Source organism: Sphingosinicella sp. SM1-17, assembly GCF_056821765.1.
This window is the reverse complement of the sequence record NZ_JBPDIO010000001.1, coordinates 84,206-105,190: the sequence shown is the minus strand read 5'-3', so window position 1 is coordinate 105,190 and position 20,985 is coordinate 84,206. Positions and strand designations below refer to the sequence as shown.

Sequence of the window (20,985 nt, the reverse complement as noted above, 5' to 3'; positions counted from 1 at the left end):
GGAGGACTTGCCTGTCACTTGCGGAGCACCAGTCGTAGCGGCATCCCGCCAGCGGGACGGAGAGTCACCATTCCCGAGACCCTGATCTGCTGCCCGGGGATCGGTTCGAAGCGCCACCGGCTGAGCCAATGCGCCAGGACAACCAGCGCCTCGGCGGTGGCGAACCGGGCGCCGACGCACACTCGGGGGCCGCCGCCGAATGGAAGATATTGGAAGCGGTGGAGGCGAGACCGGGCTTCAGGCGTGAACCGGCCGATGTCGAAGGCGTCCGGATCCTCCCACAGCATGCGATGCCGATGGGTTATCCAGGGCCATATCGAGACAATGTCGCCCGGCGCCACTTCGGCCTCGCCCAGCCGGTCGGCCGCGACCGCCTGACGGTCGAAGCGAGGAACCGGGGGATAGAGGCGCAGGGATTCCTCGAGGATCGAGCGAAGCAATGGCAGCCGGTCTGCAAGGCCCGGATCGTCGGCTCCCGAAGCGATCGCCGTCTTCGCTTCTGCCGACGCATCCTCCTGCAACTGCGGCTGTTCCGACAGCAGATAGAGCGCCCAGGTCAGCGCATTTGCGGTAGTCTCGTGACCAGCCAGATAGAAGGTGGCGGCGTTGTCGACGGCGAGTGCCAGGGCCTCGTCGGCCGGAAAGCGTTCACCGAGGGCGCGGATGAGCTTGCCGAGGAAATCGTCCGGGCCGCCTCCCGGAAGACGATCCTGGACTACTTTGGTGAGCGTTTGCCGCAAATAGCGCTGTCCTCGCCTCCCAGCCAGGCCGCGCCGGCTCCAGGGCATCATCGGCAGTCCAAGCAGGACCTGCAGACGCGCTTCGCTGACCCCTTCGAGAGCGGCGGCAATATGGGCCATGGCGGAGTCGCTGGTAAGCCGAGGATCTCCAGCAAACAGCGTGTCGGTGATGACTCTCATCGTGGTGAGAGTGGCCTGCAGCGATACATCCTCGATCGAACCGTTGCGCCAGCTTCTCGCCGCCAGCCCGGCGGCTCGGCCGAAAGCCGGGAACGAGGATGCGACGGCGGCCGGCGCGAAGTTCGCCGCAACGATCCGGCGCTGCTCGCGCCAAAGCGACCCGTCCGAACTCAGCAGGCCCACACCAATGGTCGGCGCCAGCAGCTTCTTGACGAGGTCCGGCTTCACGTAATTGGCGGCATTGTCGAGCAATACGCGCTGGATCAGGTCCGGATTCAGTACCACGTGCACTCGGTGGCCAAGCACGTTGCGCTGGAAATGGCTGCTTTCGAACGCCCGCTGCGACCAACCGTAAACGGCCGTTCGAGCCCGCTCGCCGAAGAAGCCGCGCCAAACCGGAACCGCGCCAGCGTTGCGGGGCGGATGTGGAGGAACGAAGCGTGGCAGCGGCCGATCCGCAAGGCTTCCGCCTTCGTTCCCGCCGCCCGGCGTTGGATCGCCCGCGTTCAGCGCTTCAGAAGCCGAGCTGCCGGTTTTCCCGGCGAGCCTGTCACCGGTCTGGCGCGAATTCGTGCCGGCTGACGGTTTCGGCTGTTCGTTCATGACCCAGGTGCGGTTACCACTTGCCGCCGATAGCATGTCCGCGACACCTGCAGCGATCCTCTTGTGAGCGATCCCGCGGTTTCACCGCGCGCTGAGCGCACCGGGGGAACTCGGCTGCGGTTCCCGACCTATTCCGCCGCGAGCAAGCGCTCCGCGCCACCAAGGTCGACACTGACGAGCCGACTGACGCCCTTCTCGATCATGGTGACTCCGAACAGCCGGTGCATGCGGCTCATCGTCACCGCATTGTGGGTGACGATCAGGTAACGGGTCTCCGTCTCCCCGACCATTCGGTCCAGGAGATCGCAGAATCGCTCAATGTTCGCGTCGTCGAGCGGAGCGTCGACTTCATCGAGCACGCATATCGGAGCCGGGTTGGTGAGGAACAAGGCGAATATCAAGGCGACGGCGGTCAACGCCTGCTCGCCGCCGGAAAGGAGCGTAAGCGCGGAAAGGCGTTTGCCCGGCGGCTGCGCCATGATTTCGAGCCCGGCCTCCAGAGGATCATCCGACTCGACCAGCTCGAGATGGGCCTGCCCCCCCTCGAAGAGGGTGATGAAGAGGCTCCTGAAATGCCGGTCGACTTCCTGGAAGGCAGCGAGAAGCCGCGCTCTGCCCTCGCGGTTGAGACTTCCGATCGATCCTCGCAAGCGGTGGATCGCCACCCCGAGTTCTTCCCGCTCCGACTGGCTAGCGGTGCGGCTTTCCTCCAGTTCGGCCAGCTCGGACTCGGCAACCAGATTCACGGGGCCAAGCCGCTCGCGCTCCTGAACAAAACGGTCCAGTCGGGCCGATTCCGTCGACACCGGCTCGACCGAATCGGACTCGAAGGGCAGCTTCTGCGGCAGGAGGGGCGGGGGGCACTCGAACTTTTCGCCGGAAATCCGGCTCATTTCGATCCGGCGGGCCTCCTGGCTCTCGGCCCGGGCCACAGCTCCGGCACGCGCTTCACGCGCGGCCGCAAGCCCTTCCACGGCGTCGGCCAGCTTCACCTCGGTTTCGCGAAGCGCTTGCTCTGCCGCCCGTTCGTGAGCGGCGGCGGCTTGAGCTGCTTCGGATGCGGCGATCGACTCTTCGGTCAGCGCGGCAATCTCGCGGTCCAGTTCCCCGGGTGCCTTCGCAAGCCGCTTCGCCTCCTCTTCGGCTTCGGCGATCCGGCGCCCGAACTCGGTGTGGCGCTTTTCGGCTTCGACCGCGCGAGCGCGCCAGTCGGCCTGCTCCTTGCGCGCCGCTTCCGATCGCTGTCGGTCGGCGCTGACGGCGCGGGCATAAGTGGCAGCTTCGGCACGCACCTCCGCAAGCGCCTGTTGCGCTTGCTCGGCGGCGTCGCGAAGTTCCGCAACCCTGGTTTCCGTTGCCGATGCGTCGGGAAGCGCTGCCCAGACCGATTCGGCGGATTGCAGGCCCTGCCGAGCGTCGGCGACGTCGGCTGCAGCCTGCGCGGCCCGCTCGGCGAGACCCGTCCGGCGCAGTTCCAGCCGCTCGATCTCGACCGCGGCGGAATCCTCCTGGCGACCGGCTTCGCGAATGGCTGAGGCGGCCTCTGCCTCGGCGCGGCGCCCCGAATCCGCAGCGGCCCGGGCGGAGTCCATGGTTGCCCGGGCCTGCTGGCTGCGACGCTCCGCTTCTTCCACCGCAGCCTCGGCACTGGGCATCGACTGCTCGATCTCGGCAAGCCTGTTCACCCGGATCAGTCGCTCGGCTGCAGCCGCGCCGATTCCGACGGCCACGAACCCGTCCCACCGTCGCAATCGCCCGTCTCGGGTAACGATCCTCTGCCCGACGGCGAGCGAGCTGCCGTCATCCTCCTCGACAACGCCAATCTGGCGGAGCCGGCGGATCAAAGCGGGAGGAGCCTCCACATGCTGGATCAACGGAACGCAGCCTGCCGGAAGCTCCGGATCAGTGTCCTGCGATTCGGCACCGGTCCACCGGCGCGACGAGTCGCCCTGAAGCGCCGCTTCGAGATCCTCTCCCAGAGCGGCGGCGAGCGCCCGTTCAAAGCCGGGCTGTGCCCGGACGTGATTGATTGCCCGATCCCCGCTCGAGCCTTCAACCGCCCTGGTGAGCGCCTTCGCCTCGGACTGAAGCGCGGCAAGCGCGGCGCGGGCGGCTGCTGCCTGGCTTTCGGCTTCGTCGCGCTCGGCCGCTGCATCCTGACGCCGCGCTTCAGCCGCGCTGATCGCCTCGCTTGCCTCGACCAGCCGCTGCTCCGCCGCCTTGCGCCTGTCTTTTGCGGCCTGAAGCGCCTCCGCGAGCGGAGCCTCGTCGCCGAGGCCCTGCATCTGCTCGCCAATCCGGCGTTCTTCCGCGTCGGCACGGGCCAGCTTCTGGCGCGCTGCCTCGAGCGCCGCCTGGGCTACCCGAGCTTCGGCCTGCTCCGCCGCCTGAACGGCCCGCGCCTTGCCAAGCGCGGCCTCTGCGGCTCGAGCGGCATCCTCGAGCTCGACCGTCCTGATATCGATCGTTCCTCGCCGCTCTTCCGCATCGGCGAGGCGAGCGGCGATGGCTCCGAGTTCGTCTTCGAGCCGGGCAAGCGCTACCCGAGCGTCCTCGCGGAGGGATTCCTCGCGGGCGCGGTCGCTCACCAGGGTGCGCTGCCGTTCCGCCAGTTCATCGATTCGGCGGCGAAGCGACTCCCGTTCAGTTCGCAGAGCCGCGAGCCGATGGCCGAGCTCGGAGGCTCGTTCGCGCGCCGCTTCCGCTGCCTTGCGCTTGTCGGCCACGTCCCGAGCGGCCTCGTGCTGCCAGGCAGCGGCGGCTCGTTGTTTCTCCGCCGCCTGATCGACGGCGGCCCCGGCCAGCTCGGCTTCCTTCTTCGCCGCCTCGGCCGCTTCGGCGGCCTCCCTCCATCGCGCAAAGATCAGCCGGCCTTCCGCAATTCTGATCTGATCGGACAGTCTCCGGTAGCGCTCGGCGGCCCGCGCCTGCCGTTTCAGAGCGCCCGCCCTTTGCTCCATGTCGGCCAGCACTTCGTCGAGCCGCGTAAGGTTCGTCTCGGCCGCCCGTAGCTTCTGCTCGGCGTCCTTGCGGCGCACGTGAAGGCCCGCAATTCCCGCGGCTTCCTCCAGCATCGCCCGCCGCTCGGTCGGCTTTGCCGCGATCACCGCGCTGATCTTCCCCTGGCTAACGAGGGCGGGGGAGTGAGCGCCCGTAGCGGCGTCGGCGAACAGCAAGGCGACGTCCTTGGCACGAACGTCACGGCCATTCACCCGATAGGCCGATCCCGCGCCCCGCTCGATTCTTCGAGTGATCTCGACCTCGCCTGCCGGCGCGATCGGGGTATCGCCTTCGCTTTCTCCCTCGCTTGTACCCCGCTCGACCAGCAGACTGACTTCGGCGAAGTCGCGGGGGGGACGGATCGAAGTGCCGGCGAAAATCACGTCGTCCATGCCGGAGCCGCGCATCGACTTGGGACTAGACTCCCCCATCACCCAGCGGATCGCCTCGAGGACGTTGGACTTGCCGCAGCCATTGGGGCCGACAACCCCCGTAAGCCCCGGTTCGATCAGAAGCTCGGCCGGCTCGACGAAGCTCTTGAAACCCGAAAGCTTGAGGCGCTTGACCTTCACTTTCCCCCGGCCCTCGCTCGCTACCGGCCCGGCGGCTGAAGCAGCGGTTCGATCCCCGCCCAGACGTTGGTATTGGCTATCTGGCCGTTGATCAGGAATGTTGGCGTTCCCCGGATACCCGCCCGGTCAGCGGCGCCGTTCATCTCCACGAGCCGTCGGAAACCGGCCGGATTGCTCAGGCAGGTGTCGATCTGCGCCTGACTCATTCCAAATTGGCGAAAGATCTGATCGACGCCGGCTGCACGGACGAACGCCGCGACCTGCTGCATTTCCGGGAGCGCCGCGATCCGTTCGATCTCCGCCTGCGGGAGGGCCTGGACCCTGCCGAACCAGGTGGAGTGGCTCGCATAGATCTGCTGGCTTGCATCGAAAAAGCGCTCAGCGCCCAGGCACTCCATCAGCATGAAAATGCCCGGGTCCGTGGGGAAGATCATATAGGGCCGGTATTCGAAGCTGACCCGGCCGGTCCTGATATGCCGCCCCTGCAGTGAAGGCGATGCGTCGGCGCTGAAATCGGCACAGTGCGAGCAGCTGATCGAACCATATTCGACCAATTTCATCGGCGCGTCGGGATTGCCCATCCGAAAGCCGCCTTCCGGGGTCCTCACGACGGTACGGGTCCAGTCGCGCTGGGCGGCTTCGCTATGCTGGGCAGAAAGTGCTGCCTGCGGCAGCGCCACGGATGCCGCCGCCAGCGCAAGAAGAAGCCGCGCCCGCACCTATCTGCCAATCGAAGAGCGAAGGAGAGGCTCGAGCGCCGCCCAGTCGGACACTTCCTGCTTTTGCCCATTGATCAGGAAGGTGGGGGTGCCGGTGATCCCATGCTCCTGCGCCGCGCGCTGGTTTCGCTCGGCCAGCTGCTGGGCCGCCTGCTGATCGCCGAGACATTCGTTGAACTGGCTCTCCGGCATGCCACGACGAGCGAAGAAGGTGTCGAGGTCCATCGCTCGTGCCGCCGCTGCGAGCTGCTGGTTCTGCGGCATGGCCGAGATGCGCTGCCCTTCGGTCTCGTCGATCGCTGCCGTCCACTCCTGCTGCTGGGCAAACAATTGCTCGATCGCCGGGAAGAAGGCGGCCGGAGTCAGGCAGCGGGCGCCGATCGACGCTGCGGCGTCAAGCATGTTGAGGACGAAGGGGCGATATTCCCAGCTCACCTGGCCAGAACGAATATAGGTGTCGCGCAGGGCAGGGCTGCTCTCGGCCGAGAATTGGGCACAGTGCGGGCAAGTAAGCGAGGCATATTCGACCAGCTTCACGGGAGCGTCGGGATTGCCCATCAGGAAGCCTTCGTCGGTCCGGGTGACGACCTCGGTCCAGTCGCCGTTGTTCGGCGCCGGGATCTGCTGAAGCGGCGCTGACTGGTTGGCCGCCGCCGCATTCAGGTCTCCGCTTCCCTCGCCGCAGCCCGAAAGCAATAGTCCGAGGGCGAGCGCGGCGGCGCTGATGTGGGTCTTCATTTCTTCCTGTCTCCACCAATTCTGCCAACGATTGGGATCGCCGTCACGATCGGAATCGCCATCCCGCCAGCTCCTTCGCCGGAGGAGAGCCCACGTGCAAGCGATTCCAGACAGGCGCGAAGCTCCGGATCGGCCACCTCGCGCAGGGACTCGCCGAGCTCGGTCGGAAGTTCGCGGTCGCCATCGATCCTCGAAGAAGGAGGATCGGACTGGAGAGGTCGAAGCGAGCGCGGAACCTTGCCGCTCTTCGTCCTGGCCACCTGGACGATGCCCTGGCGGAAGCTCACCCGATCCACGGCCGCGTAGCCGAAGAAGCGATTGATCCGCTCGATGATCGTCGGAGCGACATGCTGCATCATCGGCGCATGTGCGCCTTCCACGACGAGAGTCAGCACTCCACCGCTCTTTCGCCCTGGTGGGAAGCGGATCGATTCGGGAGAAGAAACGGCGGCGTAGCGCTCGCCCACAATCTCGCGCCATCGGCTGACGATCGAGGATTGCACGAAACCGAAGCGGCGGAAAGCGGCTCCGCCGACCTCGGGCAGCAGCTCGGAAACGGGGCGCACCCGACGGGCCCGGACCGCCTCGTCCGCTTGCCTTTTTCTGGTTCCGCCCGGCTTGGTCAAGTTTTCACCCCGGCGGAAGCATGGCATAGGCCGGTCATGCCCGTCGATGCCTCCCAGGCTCTTTTATGTTGGTATGCTGTGGATAAGCGGCCGCTTCCCTGGCGGGCGCCGGCGGGGAAGCCGGCCGACCCTTATCGGGTCTGGCTGTCCGAAATCATGCTCCAGCAGACCACCGTCGCTCACGCTCGTCCCTATTTTGAAAAGTTCAGCGAGCGTTGGCCGACGGTCGAGGCGCTTGCCGCTGCCGAGGACGGAGACGTGATGAACGCCTGGGCCGGCCTGGGCTATTATGCCAGAGCCCGGAACCTGCTTGCCTGCGCCAGGCGAGTTGCGGGGGAGCTCAGGGGTCGGTTCCCGACCGAAGAAGCCGAGCTGCGCAAGCTTCCGGGGATTGGCGACTATACGGCGGCGGCGATCGCCGCCATCGCCTTCGGCAGACCTTCCGTCGCTGTCGACGCCAATGTCGAGCGGATCGTTGCGCGCCTGTTCGCGGTCGAGGAGGCGCTGCCTTCGGCACGGCGAAGGATCCGGCAGTTCGCCGGCACTCTGGTGCCCAGGTCGAACCCAGGCGAGTTCACCCAGGCGATGATGGAGCTCGGGCAAACCCTCTGTACGCCCCGAAACCCCGACTGCGGCCGCTGTCCGCTGGCGAGCGGATGCGAGGCCTTTCGCCAGGGCAATCCGTCAGGATACCCGGTCAAGGCTGCAAGGACGGCCAGGCCGCGCCGCGAAGGCGTGGCCTACTGGCTGGAAAATGAGGACCATGTGCTGCTCGTCCGACGGCCCGAGCGGGGACTGCTCGGTGGAATGCTCGGTCTGCCGACCGACGCTCCGGCCGACCTGTCCTGGCGAGAGGCAGGTTCGGTGGACCACGTCTTCACCCATTTCGCGCTGAGGATGCGACTGCTCTGCGGGCAAGGCGGCACGCGCTCGGACGGGCTCTGGTGGCCGATCGAGCGGATTCGTGAGGCCGGTCTGCCGACCCTGTTTGCCAAGCTGGCCGCCCGTGGTGCCGAATGGCGGGCAGCCGCATGAGCGCTCCCGGATTCACCGGCGCGGCGCTCGATCGGGCAGACCATCTTCGCCTCGACGAAGGGAGACTTCGCGCGCTCGCAGCCGGAGGAAGGGCGCGCCTGCTCCTGCTTGCCGACCTTGATCCGGTTCTCGACGACGAGGGGCGGTTGATCTGGTCGGGCGAGATTGCCGATGGCGAGGTCATCTTTCTGGGGCTCGAGGGCGAGGTGCCGCTGTTCGCTCCGCTGGTCCGGACTGCGCCGGGTCAACGGGCCTCGAGCGTGTACAAGCTGCTCAGCCTGATGAGTCCGCGCGATGCGGCTATCTGGGGTGCTTCGCGCAGCTTGAACGAATGGCACAATCGCCATCTCTTCTGCGGCGCTTGCGGTGCTCCGACTTCAGGCTTCCGTGGCGGATGGGGGCGGCGATGCGGCGGATGCGGAGCGGAGCATTTCCCGCGGGTTGACCCGGTGGTGATCATGCTCGCCCAATATGATGATCGGGTCCTCGTCGGCCGGCAGCCGCAATACCCGCGAGGGCGCTATTCCGCTCTGGCAGGCTTCGTCGAGCCCGGCGAGTCGATCGAGGAAGCGGTCGCGCGCGAGCTGATGGAGGAGGCCGGAGTGAGGGCCGTTGACGTGCGCTACGTTGCCAGCCAACCTTGGCCGTTCCCGGGATCCTTGATGCTGGCCTGCCTGGCGCGCGCCGAGTCCGATAAACTGGTGATCGACGTCAACGAGCTGGAAGCAGCGATTTGGGTGGATCGCGCCGGGGTCGCCGCGGCCTTGGCGGGCGATCCCGAAGCGCCCTTTCTGGCGCCGCCACCTTTCGCCATTGCGCATACGCTGCTTCGCCACTGGCTCGACGGACAGGAGGAATGATGAGACGGACCGGAATCAGCCTGATCGGATTGCTTCTGCTTGCGAGCGGTTGTGCAACCTCTCCCGGGATGCAGCGGGCGACCTTGAACGCTTCGCTGACGGGATTGCAGGAGGTGCCAGGGCCGGGCGATCCCGACGGAAACGGCACCGCCGAAATTCGCGTCGACCCGGCCGAGGGCCGGCTCTGCTGGGAGCTCTATGCGCGTGCCATCGATACCGTGACGGCGGCTCACATCCATCGCGGCGAAGCGGGAAGGGCAGGGCCACCAGTGGTGACGTTGACCACGCCGGGTGACGATGGACGGAGCGTTGGCTGCGTCGCTGTCGATCAGGCGCTTGCCCAGGAAATGATCGGCCGCTCGCACGCCTTCTACGTCAACGTGCACTCTCAGGCATTCCCCGCCGGAGCGATTCGCGGACAGCTCCGCGGCGGCTTCATTCGGGCGCAGAGGCGCTGAGCGGCTCGTTGGCCTTCCTTCGCGGCGGACGAGGCCCATTGCGAGCCTTGGACCCGCGCTTTCCTTCTTCATAGCCTTCCAGGAAACGGCGGGCGCCTTCGGCGGCGGCGGCGCGCAGAACCTCTCCGAGATCGAGGGAATCGAGACTCGCCTTCAACGGAGCGCCGGAGGGCTTTCGGCCGGCGCCGAGCTCGTCCAGCGCCTCCTTTGCTCCCGTCTTCGCAATCTGTCGCGACTGGGCACGATCGATCAGCGTTTCGGCGGCCATCGTAAGGCCGGCGATCGCAAGATCGCGAACAGCCGGACTGTCGGCGAAGTTGAGCGCCTTCTTCACCTGCTTGCGGACCTTCTTCGGCACCTTCACGCCACCGACCCGCTTTGGAACCTTCACCTTCGCCATTCTTCCTCCTTGTGTGTTAGGTATGTAACACACAATCTTCGTTCATCAAGTCATTCGACCAGGATTTCGCCATGCATCCCGAGCAGACGGTGAATGATGTTGTTGCTTCGAACCCGGTAGCGTCCCGGCGCGGGCACCAGAGCGATCGTTCGACGCTCTCCCGGTCGAAGGCGGAAGCTGCCGTCGCCAAGATCGCCGGAGTCGCGGGCACGCAGGATCGAAGCCCGGAAAAAATCTCCGGCCGAAAAACTGTGGGTCGCCTGTCCCTGGTTGACGAACCGAAGCTTGATTGGCCGTCCCGCCTGCAAGCGGATCAGCTGCGGCTCGTAGGCGAACGGCCGAAGAAGCACGTCCTGTTCGGGCGCCGTTCGCCACTCAGGTTCCCGAGCGAGAGCAGGCGATCCGAGCAGCAGGGCGGTCAGCAGAAGCAACAGGCGCATGCGGTCTCCTTTCTCCGCTGCAGACCTATCACGTTCGGGATCAGAATCGCAGCGGCTTCACCCGTCTAACGCCCGGAAGCGCTTCCAGCTTCCTGAGCACGTCGTCGGCGATGTGGCCATCGACCGAGACCAGCGCGACCGCTTCGCCGCCGGCCTCGCGTCGGCCGAGATGGAAGGTGCCGATATTCACTCCAGCCTCGCCGAGCGTCGTGCCGAGGCGGCCGATGAAGCCCGGACGGTCCTCGTTGACGATATAGATCATCTCCCCGTCCAGCTCGGCTTCGATCGCGACTCCGAACATGTCCACCAGCCTCGGCGCGGCATTGCCGAACAGGGTGCCGGCGACGGCACGCTCGCCATCAGGGGTGGCAACGGCGACGCGCACGAGCGTGTGGTAATCGCCCTCACGATCGTGCCGAACCTCCCGAAGGTCGAGCCCTCGCTCCTTGGCCAAGAAGGGCGCGTTGACCATGTTCACCGTGTCCGAATAGATGCGCATCAGGCCCGCCAGCACGGCGCCGGTGATCGGCTTTTGGTTGAGCGCCGCGGCGGCGCCTTCCACCTCTACCGAAACTCCGGAGATCCGCCGCCCCTCGACCTGGCCGACGAGCGAGCCGAGCTTTTCCGCCAGCTCCATATAGGGGCGAAGCCGAGGCGCCTCCTCAGCCGAGAGGGAGGGCATGTTGAGCGCGTTGGTGACGCCGCCTCTCATAAGGAAATCCGACATCTGCTCGGCGACCTGGATGGCGACGTTGACCTGGGCCTCCGTTGTCGAAGCGCCAAGATGGGGGGTCGCGATCAGGCCTGGGGTTCCGAAAAGGGAATTGGCCTTGGCCGGCTCCTCGACGAACACGTCGAGCGCGGCGCCGGCAACATGGCCGGTATCGAGAGCCTCCTTGAGGGCGGCCTCGTCGACGAGGCCGCCACGCGCGCAATTGATGATCCGCACCCCCTTTTTCGTCCTCGCAAGATTCTCCCGGCTGAGGATGTTGCGGGTCTGGTCCGTGAGCGGGGTGTGAAGGGTGATGAAGTCGGCGCGCGCGAGCAGCGTCTCCAGATCGACCTTCTCGACTCCGAGGTCGAGCGCCCGCTCGGGCGTCAGGAAGGGATCGAACGCGATCACCTTCATCTTCAGCCCGAGGGCGCGATCGGCGACGATCGACCCGATATTGCCGCAGCCGATCAGACCCAGGGTCTTGCTGGTCAGCTCGACGCCCATGAACCGGTTCTTTTCCCACCGGCCGGCCTGGGTTGAGGAGTCCGCCGCCGGCAACTCCCGGGCAAGCGCGAACATCAGGGCGATGGCATGTTCGGCCGTAGTGATGGAATTGCCGAACGGCGTGTTCATCACGACGACACCGCGCGCCGTGGCGGCCGGTATGTCGACATTGTCGACACCGATTCCGGCACGACCGATCACGCGAAGCCTGGTTGCCACTTCAAGCAGCTCCGCCGTGACCTTGGTAGCGGAACGAATGGCCAGTCCGTCATAGTCGCCGATGATCGCCTTCAGCTCGTCCTTGCTGAGGCCGGGTCTCTCGTCGACTTCGACGCCGTTGTCGCGGAAGATTTCGGCGGCCTTGGGATCCATCGAATCGGAAATCAGAACTTTCGGCATGTCGGCTCCTCAGCCTTCTCGAGCTTCGTTGAAGGCCCAGTCGAGCCAAGGTCCGAGCGCCTCGATATCGTCGGTGTCGACCGTCGCGCCGCACCAGATCCGGATTCCCGGTGGAGCATCGCGATAGCCGGCAACGTCGAACGCCACCCCTTCAGCCTCCAGAAGTGCTTCCATCCGCTTCACCAAGGCTCGGAGGGCCGTCTCGTCCAGCCCTTCCACTGCGGCTTCGGCGAACTTGAGGCAGACACTGGTATTGCTGCGGGTGACAGGATCGACCGCGAGATGTTCGACCCAGCCGGTTCGTTCCACCCAAGCGTCGAGCATGGCCGCATTGGCATTGGCCCGGTCGATCAGCGCCTGGAGTCCACCCTGCAGTTCGGCCCATTCGAGCGCGTAGATATAATCTTCGACCGCGAGCATGGACGGCGTGTTGATCGTTTCACCTTTGAAGATGCCCTCGATCAGCTTGCCGCCCTTCGTCATCCGGAAGATTTTCGGAAGCGGCCAGGCGGGAACATAGCTTTCCAGTCGTTCGACGGCTCGAGGCCCGAGGATGAGCACGCCGTGAGCACCCTCGCCGCCGAGCACCTTCTGCCAGCTGAAAGTCACGACATCGAGCTTGTCCCAGGGCAGGTCGACGGCGAAGGCGGCGGAGGTCGCATCGCAGATCGTCAGGCCTTCGCGATCGGCCGCGATCCAATCCCCGTCGGCTACGCGGACGCCCGAAGTCGTTCCGTTCCAGGTGAAGACGACGTCGCTGGCCGGATCGACGCTGCCTAGCTCCGGGAGCTGACCATAGTCGGCCCTGAGGATCTTGGCATCCAGTTCGAGCTGCTTGGAAACGTCGGTCACCCACCCTTCGCCGAAGCTCTCCCAGGCGAGCAGCGTTATCGGCCGCGCTCCGAGCAAGTTCCACAACGCCATCTCCACCGCACCGGTATCCGAGGCGGGAACGATGCCGATCCGATGGCTTGGTGGAACCCGAAGCACATGCCGGGTGAGCTCGATCGCATGGGCGAGTCGGGCCTTGCCGAGCTTGGAGCGGTGCGAGCGGCCAAGCGACCCGATCGGAAGCTTGCCGGGGGACCAGCCCGGCGGCTTTGCGCAGGGGCCGGAAGAAAAATAAGGCCGCGCTGGACGCGTGGCCGGCTTCTCGTTCGTCACTGTCAACTCTCCTTGCAGAGAGCACGCGCCGCGTTGGGACGGCGTGGCCCGGCAACGGGATTAGAGCCGTGCCGCCGCCTGTCAACCGGGTTGACGGCCGCGGACGACGCAATCAGCAGTTGAGCGATGCGTTCCGGCTTGATTCTGCTCGTCCTGCTTCTGCTCCAGGCCTGCATCCCGCGCTCGGAGCGGCCGTCATTGCCGCCGCGGGAAGAAGGACGGACTCGTGCTGATCCGGCATCCCCCGACCTCCGGCAATGCCTTTCCCAACTCGATCGGGAGGGCGTCGGATATCGGGCGCTGCCGGACCGAATGTTCGCGGGCGGATGTTCCGCTGTCGGAGCGGTGCAACTGCTCGACATCGGCACGCCGGTGACGAATCTCGGCGCCATGACCTGCCCGCTCGCTCGGCAGTTCGCCCGCTGGACCCGGGAAGCCGTCCAACCTGCCGCCAGCCAGTGGTTCGGAACATCGGTGCGACGGATCGAGACGTTCGGCACCTATGCCTGCCGAAGCGTCAACAGCAGGCCGGGCGCTCGCTTGAGCGAACATGCCTTCGCGAACGCGGTGGACGTGTCGGCCTTCATTCTCGCCGACGGTCGCCGGATCAGCGTCGAGCAGGGCTGGGGCGGGGAGGACGAGGATGTCCGGCAGTTCCTCCGCGCCGTCCATCGCGCCGGCTGTCGCCGTTTCAATATCGGGCTTGGGCCGGACTCCGACGCCAATCACTACAACCACTTCCATTTCGACATGGGACGCGGCCCCTATTGCCGCTAAAGCGCCGCCATGACCGATCCCATCCCGCCCAAGCGCGTCTTCCATCCTGCTCGCGAAGAAGCTGAGGTCGCCGCTCAGGCGACGCAAAGTCCCCAGACCGTCGATCCCGCCTATCGACTTGCCTTTCAGGATCTCGATTTCCTGCTGCGCGAGGATCTGCGTCCGGTGCGTTTCCAGCTCGAGCTGCTCAAGCCCGAGCTCCTGCTCGACGAAGCCAATATCGCCTCCACCTTCGTCTTCTACGGCTCAGCCCGGATTCCGGAACCCGCCAAGGCCGATGCGCTGATCGAGGCCGCGGCGACCGACCATCAGCGCCGAATTGCCGAAAGCCTCAAGGCGAAGTCGAAATATTACGAGGAGGCGCGCCGGCTCGCCGGGCTGGTAAGCCAGGTTGGACTGGATTCGGACGGGCGCAAGCAGTTCGTTGTCTGCTCCGGCGGCGGCCCCTCGATCATGGAAGCCGCCAATCGCGGCGCCGTCGAAGCCGGGCGCGAAACGATCGGGCTCAACATCGTTCTGCCCCACGAGCAGATGCCGAACGCCTATGTAACTCCCGAGCTGTCCTTCCGCTTCCACTATTTCGCCCTGCGCAAGATGCATTTCCTGCTGCGCGCCCGGGCGGTGGCGGTCTTCCCCGGGGGTTTCGGCACGTTCGATGAAGCTTTCGAGCTGCTGACGCTGGTCCAGACGAAGAAGATCAAGCCGTTGCCGATCATCTTCTTCGGCCGCGAGTTCTGGGACCGTGTGGTCAATTTCCAGGCCCTGGCGGATGAAGGAGTGATCGCTCCGGCCGACCTCGACCTGTTCACCTTCTGCGAAACGGCCGAGGAAGCCTGGGACTGCGTGTGCCGGCACTATCAGGGCAGCTCCCAGGAGCTCGGATACGGCACCTAGCCTTGTTGTCGCTGTTCGGTCCTCGTCTCCCGATCGATCAGGACGAACTGGAGTTTCAGTTCGCGACTTTCAAATGGCTGCAGCAGCAGTTCGGCGAGATCGGCGGATCAGAACTGGTTCTCCCGACGACGGAATGGTTTACGTCCATTCGCAACATGGCTGGAGGGGCGCAGGCGCTGTTCGACGACGTGCGGCGCGCCGCCGGAATGGAGCAATGGCCTTGCCGGCTGGAGGCAGGACTGGCCGACCGCCCCTACGACGCCGGCAATGCTCTCCTGCTCCACCATGATGGGCCGCCTTCGCCTTGCGGGACTTTCCACATCGAGGAGGGGGCGAACGGGCGGATCGCCGTGATCAGCTACAATCCCGACATGGAGCGCGATCCAGAGGGCCTCGTCGCCACTTTCGCGCACGAACTCGGCCATTACCTGATGGCGACCGCCGACGGCACCCCACCGGGCGGATGGTCGCTTCACGAGCTCCATACGGACCTGGTTGCCGTCTATCTCGGTTTCGGCATCTTTCTTGCCAACAGCGCCCGGAGCTTTGGTCAGTTTCAAACCGCAAGTGCAGCCGGCTGGACGTCACGGCTCCAGGGCTATCTTAGCGAAGGGGCGCTCGTCACGGCACTCGTCATTTTCCAGCGGCTCTCCGGGCGAGGGGCGGGAGAGGCCGAGCCACACCTGAAACCTTATCTGCGCAAGCAACTGCGCGAGGCCGATAGGGCGCTGGCGAAGCTGTGCCCGGACATGGAAACGTCTGTTAGAGCGGTTGATCTGAGAGAATATGGAAGCGAATGACGGCTCGGCGGCTTGGCTGCGGCCGAGCGGAATCGAGGCCGCGACATCCCACGGCGGGGAAAAGGGGATATTGAACGCGCCCGCCGCGTTGCCACATCGGCATCATGGCTTCGGAAATCCAGAACGACACTCGAGTGTCCGCAAATCTCGACCAGGCGGTCGGGTTCACACTGCCCCGGCAGAATGCCCGGGGACGCCTCGCTCGACTCGGACCCGTGCTCGACGAGATACTCTCCGCGCACGATTATCCCGCTCCAATCGCACGAATCCTCTCCGAAGCCCTCGTCCTGACGGCGCTTCTCGGCTCGACTCAGAAGGAGGAGGGAAGTCAGCTCACTCTCCAGGCGCAGACCGAGGCCGGAATCGTCGACCTGCTCGTCTGCGACTACAAGAAGGGTGAGCTCCGCGGCTATGTTCGTTTCGATCAGGAGCGCCTTGCTTCCGAATCGAGCCTGCCCTCGCTCTTCACTCTGTTCGGCAAGGGCTATCTCGCGATTACCTTCGATCAGGCGCTGACCAAGGAACGCTACCAGGGGATCGTTCCGCTTGAAGGCTCGAGCCTCGCCGATGCCGCCCAGAATTTCTTCAGCCAGTCCGAGCAGATTCCGAGCCTGGTGCGCCTTGCCGTGGACGATACCGGCCACGTCGCCGGAGGCATATTGATCCAGCATCTTCCCGAAGGCGAGGAAGGGCGCGAGCGGCTGCACACACGCATGGACCATCCCGAATGGGAGCATGTGCGGGTATTGGCGGAAACGATCCGGGCAAACGAGCTGTTCGATCAGGAGCTGCCGCTTCACGATCTGCTCTGGCGGCTCTTCCACGAGGAAGAGGAAGTGCGAGTCCTCACCGCGATCGGTCTCAGCAAGGGCTGTCGCTGCAGCTACGAATATGTGCGCGACGTCATTTCGCGTTTCGGCGGTGCCGAGCGCGCGGAAATGGCCGATGATGACGGCTTCATCAGCGTCGACTGCGAATTCTGCTCGCGCATATTTCCGATCAAGCTGGACGACCTGGATAGCTGATTCCCCGACCCGGAACTTCGGCTCCTTGGCGGCCACCTGCCAGATCTGCTATCGGGCTTGCGCCGGGCAAGCGGGGGCGGCCGGCCACAAATTGGAGTGGCTCTGAACATGAACTTGCGGCCGTTGGGCCGGGCGCTCTCGGCGCTCGGCGTTCTCGTCTTCTTTGTCGCGCCGGGTCCGACCCAGGCCCCGTCAATAGCTCTGCTCGATCGACTGGAGCCGGGACAATGGGAGTTTCGCGGTCCAGGCAATGCCCTGATCACTTCCATCTGTCTCGGTGAGCGTCACCTGCTGATCCAGCCTCGGCACGGCGCCGCCGCCTGTAGCCGGAGTCTCGTCTCGTCGAGTCCCGAATCCGCGACCATACGCTATTCCTGTCCCGGCAATGGATTTGGGCAGACGACGATCAGGCTCGAAACGCCGCGACTCGCACAGATCGACAGCCAGGGTGTCAGCGGAGGCGTGCCTTTCGCTCTGCGAGGCGAGGCGAGGCGAGTCGGTCCATGCCGTTAACTGCCTGTTTATCATAGTTTAGTTATAGGAATGGAGTGCCGTGAGTGGCACGCTTTCCTCCCTAGCAGGCGACGATGCCTGAACTGGGCCGCCTCCCGCGAGGGCAGGCGGCCCATTCTTTTTCAAGCCCTCCGGGCTATAGGCGCGCGATGAGTGACAAGGCTGCCGTGATACTCCTCTCCGGGGGGCTGGATTCGATGGTCGTCGCTGGACTTGCGCGCGCCGCCGGTTTCCGGCTGCTGGCGCTGACCATCGACTACAACCAGCGGCACAGGGTCGAACTTCAGTCGGCCGCGAACATCGCTCGTCATCTCGGTGCCGAGCGTCACGTCGTCCTGCCGCTGGATCTTCGCCAGTTCGGCGGCTCTGCCCTCACCGACGATCTCGACGTTCCCAAGGAGGGGTTGGGCAGCGAGATTCCGATCACCTACGTTCCCGCTCGGAACACCATCTTCCTTTCGCTCTGCCTTGGCTGGGCGGAGGCGGCCGGCGCCCGCGACATGTTCATCGGGGTCAATGCGCTTGATTATTCCGGCTATCCCGATTGCCGGCCCGATTTCATCGAGAGCTTCGAGGCGCTTGCCAACCTTGCCACCAAAGCAGGCGTGGAAGGCGAACGATTCACCGTCCACGCACCGCTTTTGCGGATGTCGAAGGCCGAAATCGCGGCCGAAGCGGAGCGGCTCGGGCTCGACGCGGGCATGAGTTGGTCCTGCTACGATCCGACTCCGGATCTGAAGCATTGCGGCTTGTGCGATTCGTGCCGCCTTCGCGCCCGGGGATTTATCGAAGCGGGACTTCGAGATCCCACTGATTATGCAAGAACCGGAAAGACCGGCGCATGAGCTACGCCGTCAAGGAGATCTTCCTCACGCTTCAGGGCGAGGGCATGCAGGCCGGGCGGCGCGCCGTCTTTCTTCGCTTTTCCGGCTGCAATCTCTGGAGCGGGCGCGAGGAACATCGGGCAAATGCCGACTGCACTTTCTGCGATACCGATTTCGTCGGCACCGACGGGATTAATGGCGGGCGCTATGACTCTCAGGCGCTTTCCGCCAAGGTCGAGGAGCTTTGGGGCGAAGCTGACCGCAGACTGGTGGTCATCACCGGCGGTGAGCCGATGCTTCAGCTCGACCTCGACCTGATCGCCGCCCTTCATGTGCGCGGGTTCGAGATAGCGGTGGAAACCAACGGCACCTTGCCTGCTCCCGAAGGAATCGACTGGATCTGCGTCAGCCCGAAGATGGGTACAAGGATCGTGCAGCGGTCCGGCAACGAGCTGAAACTCGTCTGGCCCCAACCGAGAATCGACCCGAACGAGCTTGCCTCATGGGACTTCGACCATTTCCTCGTTCAGCCGATGGACTGCTCCGAGGCACAGGCAGCGCTCGCCGCCTCGATCGACCTGGTCATGGCCGACCCGCGCTGGAAGCTCAGTCTCCAGAACCACAAGCTGATCGGACTGCCCTGAGTTCGTCGGAGAAACCCTCGCTTATCTCCGCCGCTGCGCCCGCAGACATTCACGGCGCTCGCGACGAGGAAGAGTCCGGCAGTCGACCGGGGCCAAGCTGATCGAGGCGAGGGCGATCGGCATCCGAGTGAAGAAGAAATTCTCGTGCGCCGGAGTGAGGCTGCTTCGAAGCTCCCGCATCCGGGCCGCGGCCAGTTCGTGCAGTTCGCCCTTGCGGCGCGTCAGCGCCTCCTTGCCGATCCGCGATGCCGTCTGGCAGAATCCGAGCTGAGCCTGCAGGGTCGAGAAATTGTTGTAAGTCTGGGTCGAATAATCGTCGAAGCGACGTGGTCCGGTGCGCCCATGGACGCGGCGGAAATAGCCTTCAAGCGCCTGGTAGGCTGCCGCCAGCTCGCCCGAATGATGGTCGAGGATGCTGTTATAATTGTCGACCGTCCGAAGAAAGGGCGAAAACTGGCACTGAAGCGCCGCGACATTCAGTCCGGAGCGGAGGTTCCAAAGCAGATGGGCGCGATGCTCCGCCGGGGTGGCTCCTGGCAGAGGAACGCCGACCAATGGATCGCTCGGGTCAACGGCGCCGCTCTGAAATACGGGATCGTAGAGAAAGAGCTGAGCCGAAGCGGGCGAGGCAGCGCCGATCCCCAGCATGATGGCGAAAGCCTTCAACGCCGATTTGAGCCTCAGTTTCATCCCACCCTCCGCCTGCACTTGGCTTCTATTACAACAGCTTGGCGAAGAAGCTAGAGGCCTTCGGCGCAATCCGATCGCGCCGAAGGCACGCTTTGTCACGGACGCGGGCCGTCGGCCGGCGCCCAAACTTACATACCGCTGACGTTGCTCTCGACGGTGTTTCCGCCGGTGTCGCCGCCGGAAGTGTTGCCCAAGATCTCGGGCGCGTCCGTGCCCTGATTGCCCGTGTCGAGCGGCGGAAGAGTCTCGCTGGCGTTTCCGACCGTTTCCATTGCGCTCGCATCATTGCCAAGCGTGTCGAGCATCATGTTGCTGTCGAGCGTTTCGACGGCCGCATTGTTGGTCGCTTCGCCGCCATCGCCGCAGGCGGTCACGAGCAAACCGGCGCCGGCGATCATCGCCATCCGCGCGGTATAGGAAAGGAGATTGCGCATCGTAGGCCTCCCATGTTGGACGGTGCGCGCCCTTAACCCTGCACTGACCTGGCGGCAAGGGCGCGGATGTACAGACGGATACAAGGCGCCTGAAAAAAGAAGGCCGCCGGTCTCCCGGCGGCCTTCTGCAACGCGAAGTTGCGGACGATCACATACCGTTGGTGGTGGTGTTACCCATGTCGGTCGTGTCGGTCGTGGTCGTGTTCATGTCCATGCCGTTCATGTCGGTGGTCATGTTCGTGTCCATGGTCATGTTGGTGTCGAGACCCATGTCGGTCGCATTGGTGTCGTACATGGTGTCGTTGCCGAGGTCGGTGGTGACGGTGTTGTTCGCCGCCGTGTCACCGCCGCCGCAGGCCGCAACCAGCAGGGCCGCACCGGCAATCATCGCACCCGTGGTGGCTTTCGAAAGAATGTCACGCATTAAAAGGTCTCCCTAGATTGATGATTTGGTCGGGTAGGCCCCCTTTTTTACCCAAATCGGTGGTGCACATTATACGGAAAGGTTACAGCCCTCAAGCCTTCCTATTCTCCCGCGAGGGAGGCAAGGAAATCCGGAAGGCGGCTCTTCAGCGCCAGGTCGAACCGAGCTTGCACGTTCGTCAGTCCCATCTGTTCGAGGCTGGTCACCGGGAACTCGGCAATACCGCACGGCACAATCCCTGAGAAGTGGGAAAGTTTCGGGTCCAGATTGACCGCGAATCCGTGCATCGTCACCCAGCGTCGGACGCGAACGCCGATCGCGCCCACCTTCGCCTCCGTCGATCCATGATCGACCCAGATGCCGATCCGGCCGGGGGCCCGGCGAGCCTCGACACCCAGTTCGCCGAGCGCGTCGATGACCCAGCCTTCGAGCGAATGAACGAATCGGCGAACGTCCCGGCCCCTTCGATTGAGGTCGAGCAGCACGTAGCCGACCCGCTGTCCAGGTCCATGATAGGTGTAGCGACCGCCGCGCCCGGCCGAATAGACCGGGAAGCCCTCGGGATTGAAGAGTTCGGCCGGATCGGCGCTGGTTCCTCCGGTATAGAGCGGCGGGTGCTCAAGCAGCCAGACAAGCTCGGCCGCGGTGCCGACGCGGATCGCCTCAGCCCGCATGTCCATCTCGTGAAGCGCTTCCGGATAGGGTGTCAGTCCGGGCGAGAGTCGCCATTCGACTGGCTGATCTTCAGCGACGTTCCGTACGGAGGAGAAAGTTGCGTCGGCCATCGGCGATGCGCATAACGCCGAC

At 64.9% G+C, this 20,985-nt stretch carries 23 protein-coding genes; 10 read left to right on the top strand and 13 right to left on the bottom strand.

Going from position 1 to position 20,985, the window contains the following annotated elements:
• Positions 1-14: 14 nt before the first annotated feature.
• From ACRYLT_RS00550 to ACRYLT_RS00530, 5 genes are all read right to left on the bottom strand, one after another.
• Positions 15-1,523: a cytochrome P450 gene (locus ACRYLT_RS00550; protein ID WP_482662164.1), complete on the bottom strand. Its 1,509-nt coding sequence runs from the start codon at positions 1,521-1,523 to the stop codon at positions 15-17.
• Positions 1,524-1,651: 128 nt separating this feature from the next.
• Positions 1,652-5,095, bottom strand: coding sequence for a chromosome segregation protein SMC (gene smc / locus ACRYLT_RS00545; protein ID WP_482662163.1), 3,444 nt, complete (start codon positions 5,093-5,095; stop codon positions 1,652-1,654).
• Positions 5,096-5,115: 20 nt separating this feature from the next.
• Positions 5,116-5,814, bottom strand: coding sequence for a thioredoxin domain-containing protein (locus ACRYLT_RS00540; RefSeq protein WP_482662162.1), 699 nt, complete (start codon positions 5,812-5,814; stop codon positions 5,116-5,118).
• Positions 5,815-6,552: a thioredoxin domain-containing protein gene (locus ACRYLT_RS00535; protein ID WP_482662161.1), complete on the bottom strand. Its 738-nt coding sequence runs from the start codon at positions 6,550-6,552 to the stop codon at positions 5,815-5,817.
• Positions 6,549-7,205, bottom strand: a complete 657-nt coding sequence (locus tag ACRYLT_RS00530; RefSeq protein WP_482662160.1) for a DUF721 domain-containing protein — start codon at positions 7,203-7,205, stop codon at positions 6,549-6,551. The genes ACRYLT_RS00535 and ACRYLT_RS00530 overlap by 4 nt, the downstream gene beginning before the upstream one ends.
• Before the next feature lie 9 nt (positions 7,206-7,214).
• On the opposite strand from ACRYLT_RS00530, the gene mutY reads away from it, so the two are divergent.
• From mutY to ACRYLT_RS00515, 3 genes are read left to right on the top strand one after another with little or no spacing between them, the layout of a single operon-like run.
• Positions 7,215-8,213, top strand: a complete 999-nt coding sequence (mutY, locus tag ACRYLT_RS00525; RefSeq protein ID WP_482662159.1) for an A/G-specific adenine glycosylase — start codon at positions 7,215-7,217, stop codon at positions 8,211-8,213.
• A complete protein-coding gene (nudC, locus tag ACRYLT_RS00520; protein WP_482662158.1) occupies positions 8,210-9,073 on the top strand; it encodes an NAD(+) diphosphatase in 864 nt (287 codons plus the stop codon). Before mutY ends, nudC begins: the two co-directional genes overlap by 4 nt.
• Complete coding sequence (locus tag ACRYLT_RS00515; protein WP_482662157.1) at positions 9,073-9,531, top strand: CHRD domain-containing protein; 459 nt, start codon at positions 9,073-9,075, stop codon at positions 9,529-9,531. Before nudC ends, ACRYLT_RS00515 begins: the two co-directional genes overlap by 1 nt.
• Here ACRYLT_RS00515 and ACRYLT_RS00510 read toward each other — a convergent pair.
• From ACRYLT_RS00510 to ACRYLT_RS00495, 4 genes are read right to left on the bottom strand one after another with little or no spacing between them, the layout of a single operon-like run.
• A complete protein-coding gene (locus ACRYLT_RS00510; protein WP_482662156.1) occupies positions 9,509-9,931 on the bottom strand; it encodes a hypothetical protein in 423 nt (140 codons plus the stop codon). The genes ACRYLT_RS00515 and ACRYLT_RS00510 overlap by 23 nt on opposite strands.
• A 50-nt stretch (positions 9,932-9,981) precedes the next feature.
• The gene (locus tag ACRYLT_RS00505) at positions 9,982-10,371 is read right to left on the bottom strand and encodes a hypothetical protein (RefSeq protein WP_482662155.1); all 390 of its coding nucleotides are present in this window, start codon (positions 10,369-10,371) and stop codon (positions 9,982-9,984) included.
• A gap of 40 nt (positions 10,372-10,411) precedes the next feature.
• Positions 10,412-11,989, bottom strand: a complete 1,578-nt coding sequence (gene serA, locus ACRYLT_RS00500; RefSeq protein WP_482662154.1) for a phosphoglycerate dehydrogenase — start codon at positions 11,987-11,989, stop codon at positions 10,412-10,414.
• 9 nt (positions 11,990-11,998) lie between these two features.
• The gene (locus ACRYLT_RS00495) at positions 11,999-13,153 is read right to left on the bottom strand and encodes a phosphoserine transaminase (protein ID WP_482662153.1); all 1,155 of its coding nucleotides are present in this window, start codon (positions 13,151-13,153) and stop codon (positions 11,999-12,001) included.
• A 126-nt stretch (positions 13,154-13,279) separates the two neighbouring features.
• Here ACRYLT_RS00495 and ACRYLT_RS00490 point away from each other — a divergent pair, with 126 nt between their 5' ends.
• From ACRYLT_RS00490 to queE, 7 genes are all read left to right on the top strand, one after another.
• Positions 13,280-13,930 (top strand): extensin family protein, encoded by a 651-nt coding sequence (locus ACRYLT_RS00490; protein ID WP_482662152.1) that lies wholly within the window; start codon positions 13,280-13,282, stop codon positions 13,928-13,930.
• 9 nt (positions 13,931-13,939) lie between these two features.
• Positions 13,940-14,824, top strand: a complete 885-nt coding sequence (locus ACRYLT_RS00485; protein ID WP_482662151.1) for an LOG family protein — start codon at positions 13,940-13,942, stop codon at positions 14,822-14,824.
• 2 nt (positions 14,825-14,826) lie between these two features.
• Complete coding sequence (locus ACRYLT_RS00480; RefSeq protein WP_482662150.1) at positions 14,827-15,624, top strand: M48 family metallopeptidase; 798 nt, start codon at positions 14,827-14,829, stop codon at positions 15,622-15,624.
• A 104-nt stretch (positions 15,625-15,728) separates the two neighbouring features.
• A complete protein-coding gene (hslO, locus tag ACRYLT_RS00475) occupies positions 15,729-16,649 on the top strand; it encodes an Hsp33 family molecular chaperone HslO (RefSeq protein WP_482662149.1) in 921 nt (306 codons plus the stop codon).
• Positions 16,650-16,757: 108 nt separating this feature from the next.
• The gene (locus tag ACRYLT_RS00470) at positions 16,758-17,162 is read left to right on the top strand and encodes a DUF3617 domain-containing protein (protein ID WP_482662148.1); all 405 of its coding nucleotides are present in this window, start codon (positions 16,758-16,760) and stop codon (positions 17,160-17,162) included.
• A gap of 149 nt (positions 17,163-17,311) precedes the next feature.
• Complete coding sequence (gene queC, locus ACRYLT_RS00465) at positions 17,312-18,007, top strand: 7-cyano-7-deazaguanine synthase QueC (protein WP_482662147.1); 696 nt, start codon at positions 17,312-17,314, stop codon at positions 18,005-18,007.
• Positions 18,004-18,630, top strand: coding sequence for a 7-carboxy-7-deazaguanine synthase (queE, locus tag ACRYLT_RS00460; RefSeq protein ID WP_482662146.1), 627 nt, complete (start codon positions 18,004-18,006; stop codon positions 18,628-18,630). Before queC ends, queE begins: the two co-directional genes overlap by 4 nt.
• A gap of 21 nt (positions 18,631-18,651) precedes the next feature.
• Here queE and ACRYLT_RS00455 read toward each other — a convergent pair whose 3' ends face one another.
• The 4 genes from ACRYLT_RS00455 to lipB form a co-directional block, all read right to left on the bottom strand.
• Positions 18,652-19,320, bottom strand: a complete 669-nt coding sequence (locus ACRYLT_RS00455; protein WP_482662145.1) for a hypothetical protein — start codon at positions 19,318-19,320, stop codon at positions 18,652-18,654.
• Positions 19,321-19,448: 128 nt separating this feature from the next.
• Positions 19,449-19,754, bottom strand: coding sequence for a hypothetical protein (locus tag ACRYLT_RS00450; protein WP_482662144.1), 306 nt, complete (start codon positions 19,752-19,754; stop codon positions 19,449-19,451).
• 148 nt (positions 19,755-19,902) lie between these two features.
• A complete protein-coding gene (locus ACRYLT_RS00445) occupies positions 19,903-20,178 on the bottom strand; it encodes a hypothetical protein (RefSeq protein ID WP_482662143.1) in 276 nt (91 codons plus the stop codon).
• 101 nt (positions 20,179-20,279) lie between these two features.
• Positions 20,280-20,963 carry a lipoyl(octanoyl) transferase LipB gene (gene lipB, locus ACRYLT_RS00440; RefSeq protein WP_482662142.1) on the bottom strand — a complete coding sequence of 228 codons (684 nt, stop codon included), beginning with the start codon at positions 20,961-20,963 and terminating at the stop codon, positions 20,280-20,282.
• Positions 20,964-20,985: the final 22 nt, after the last annotated feature.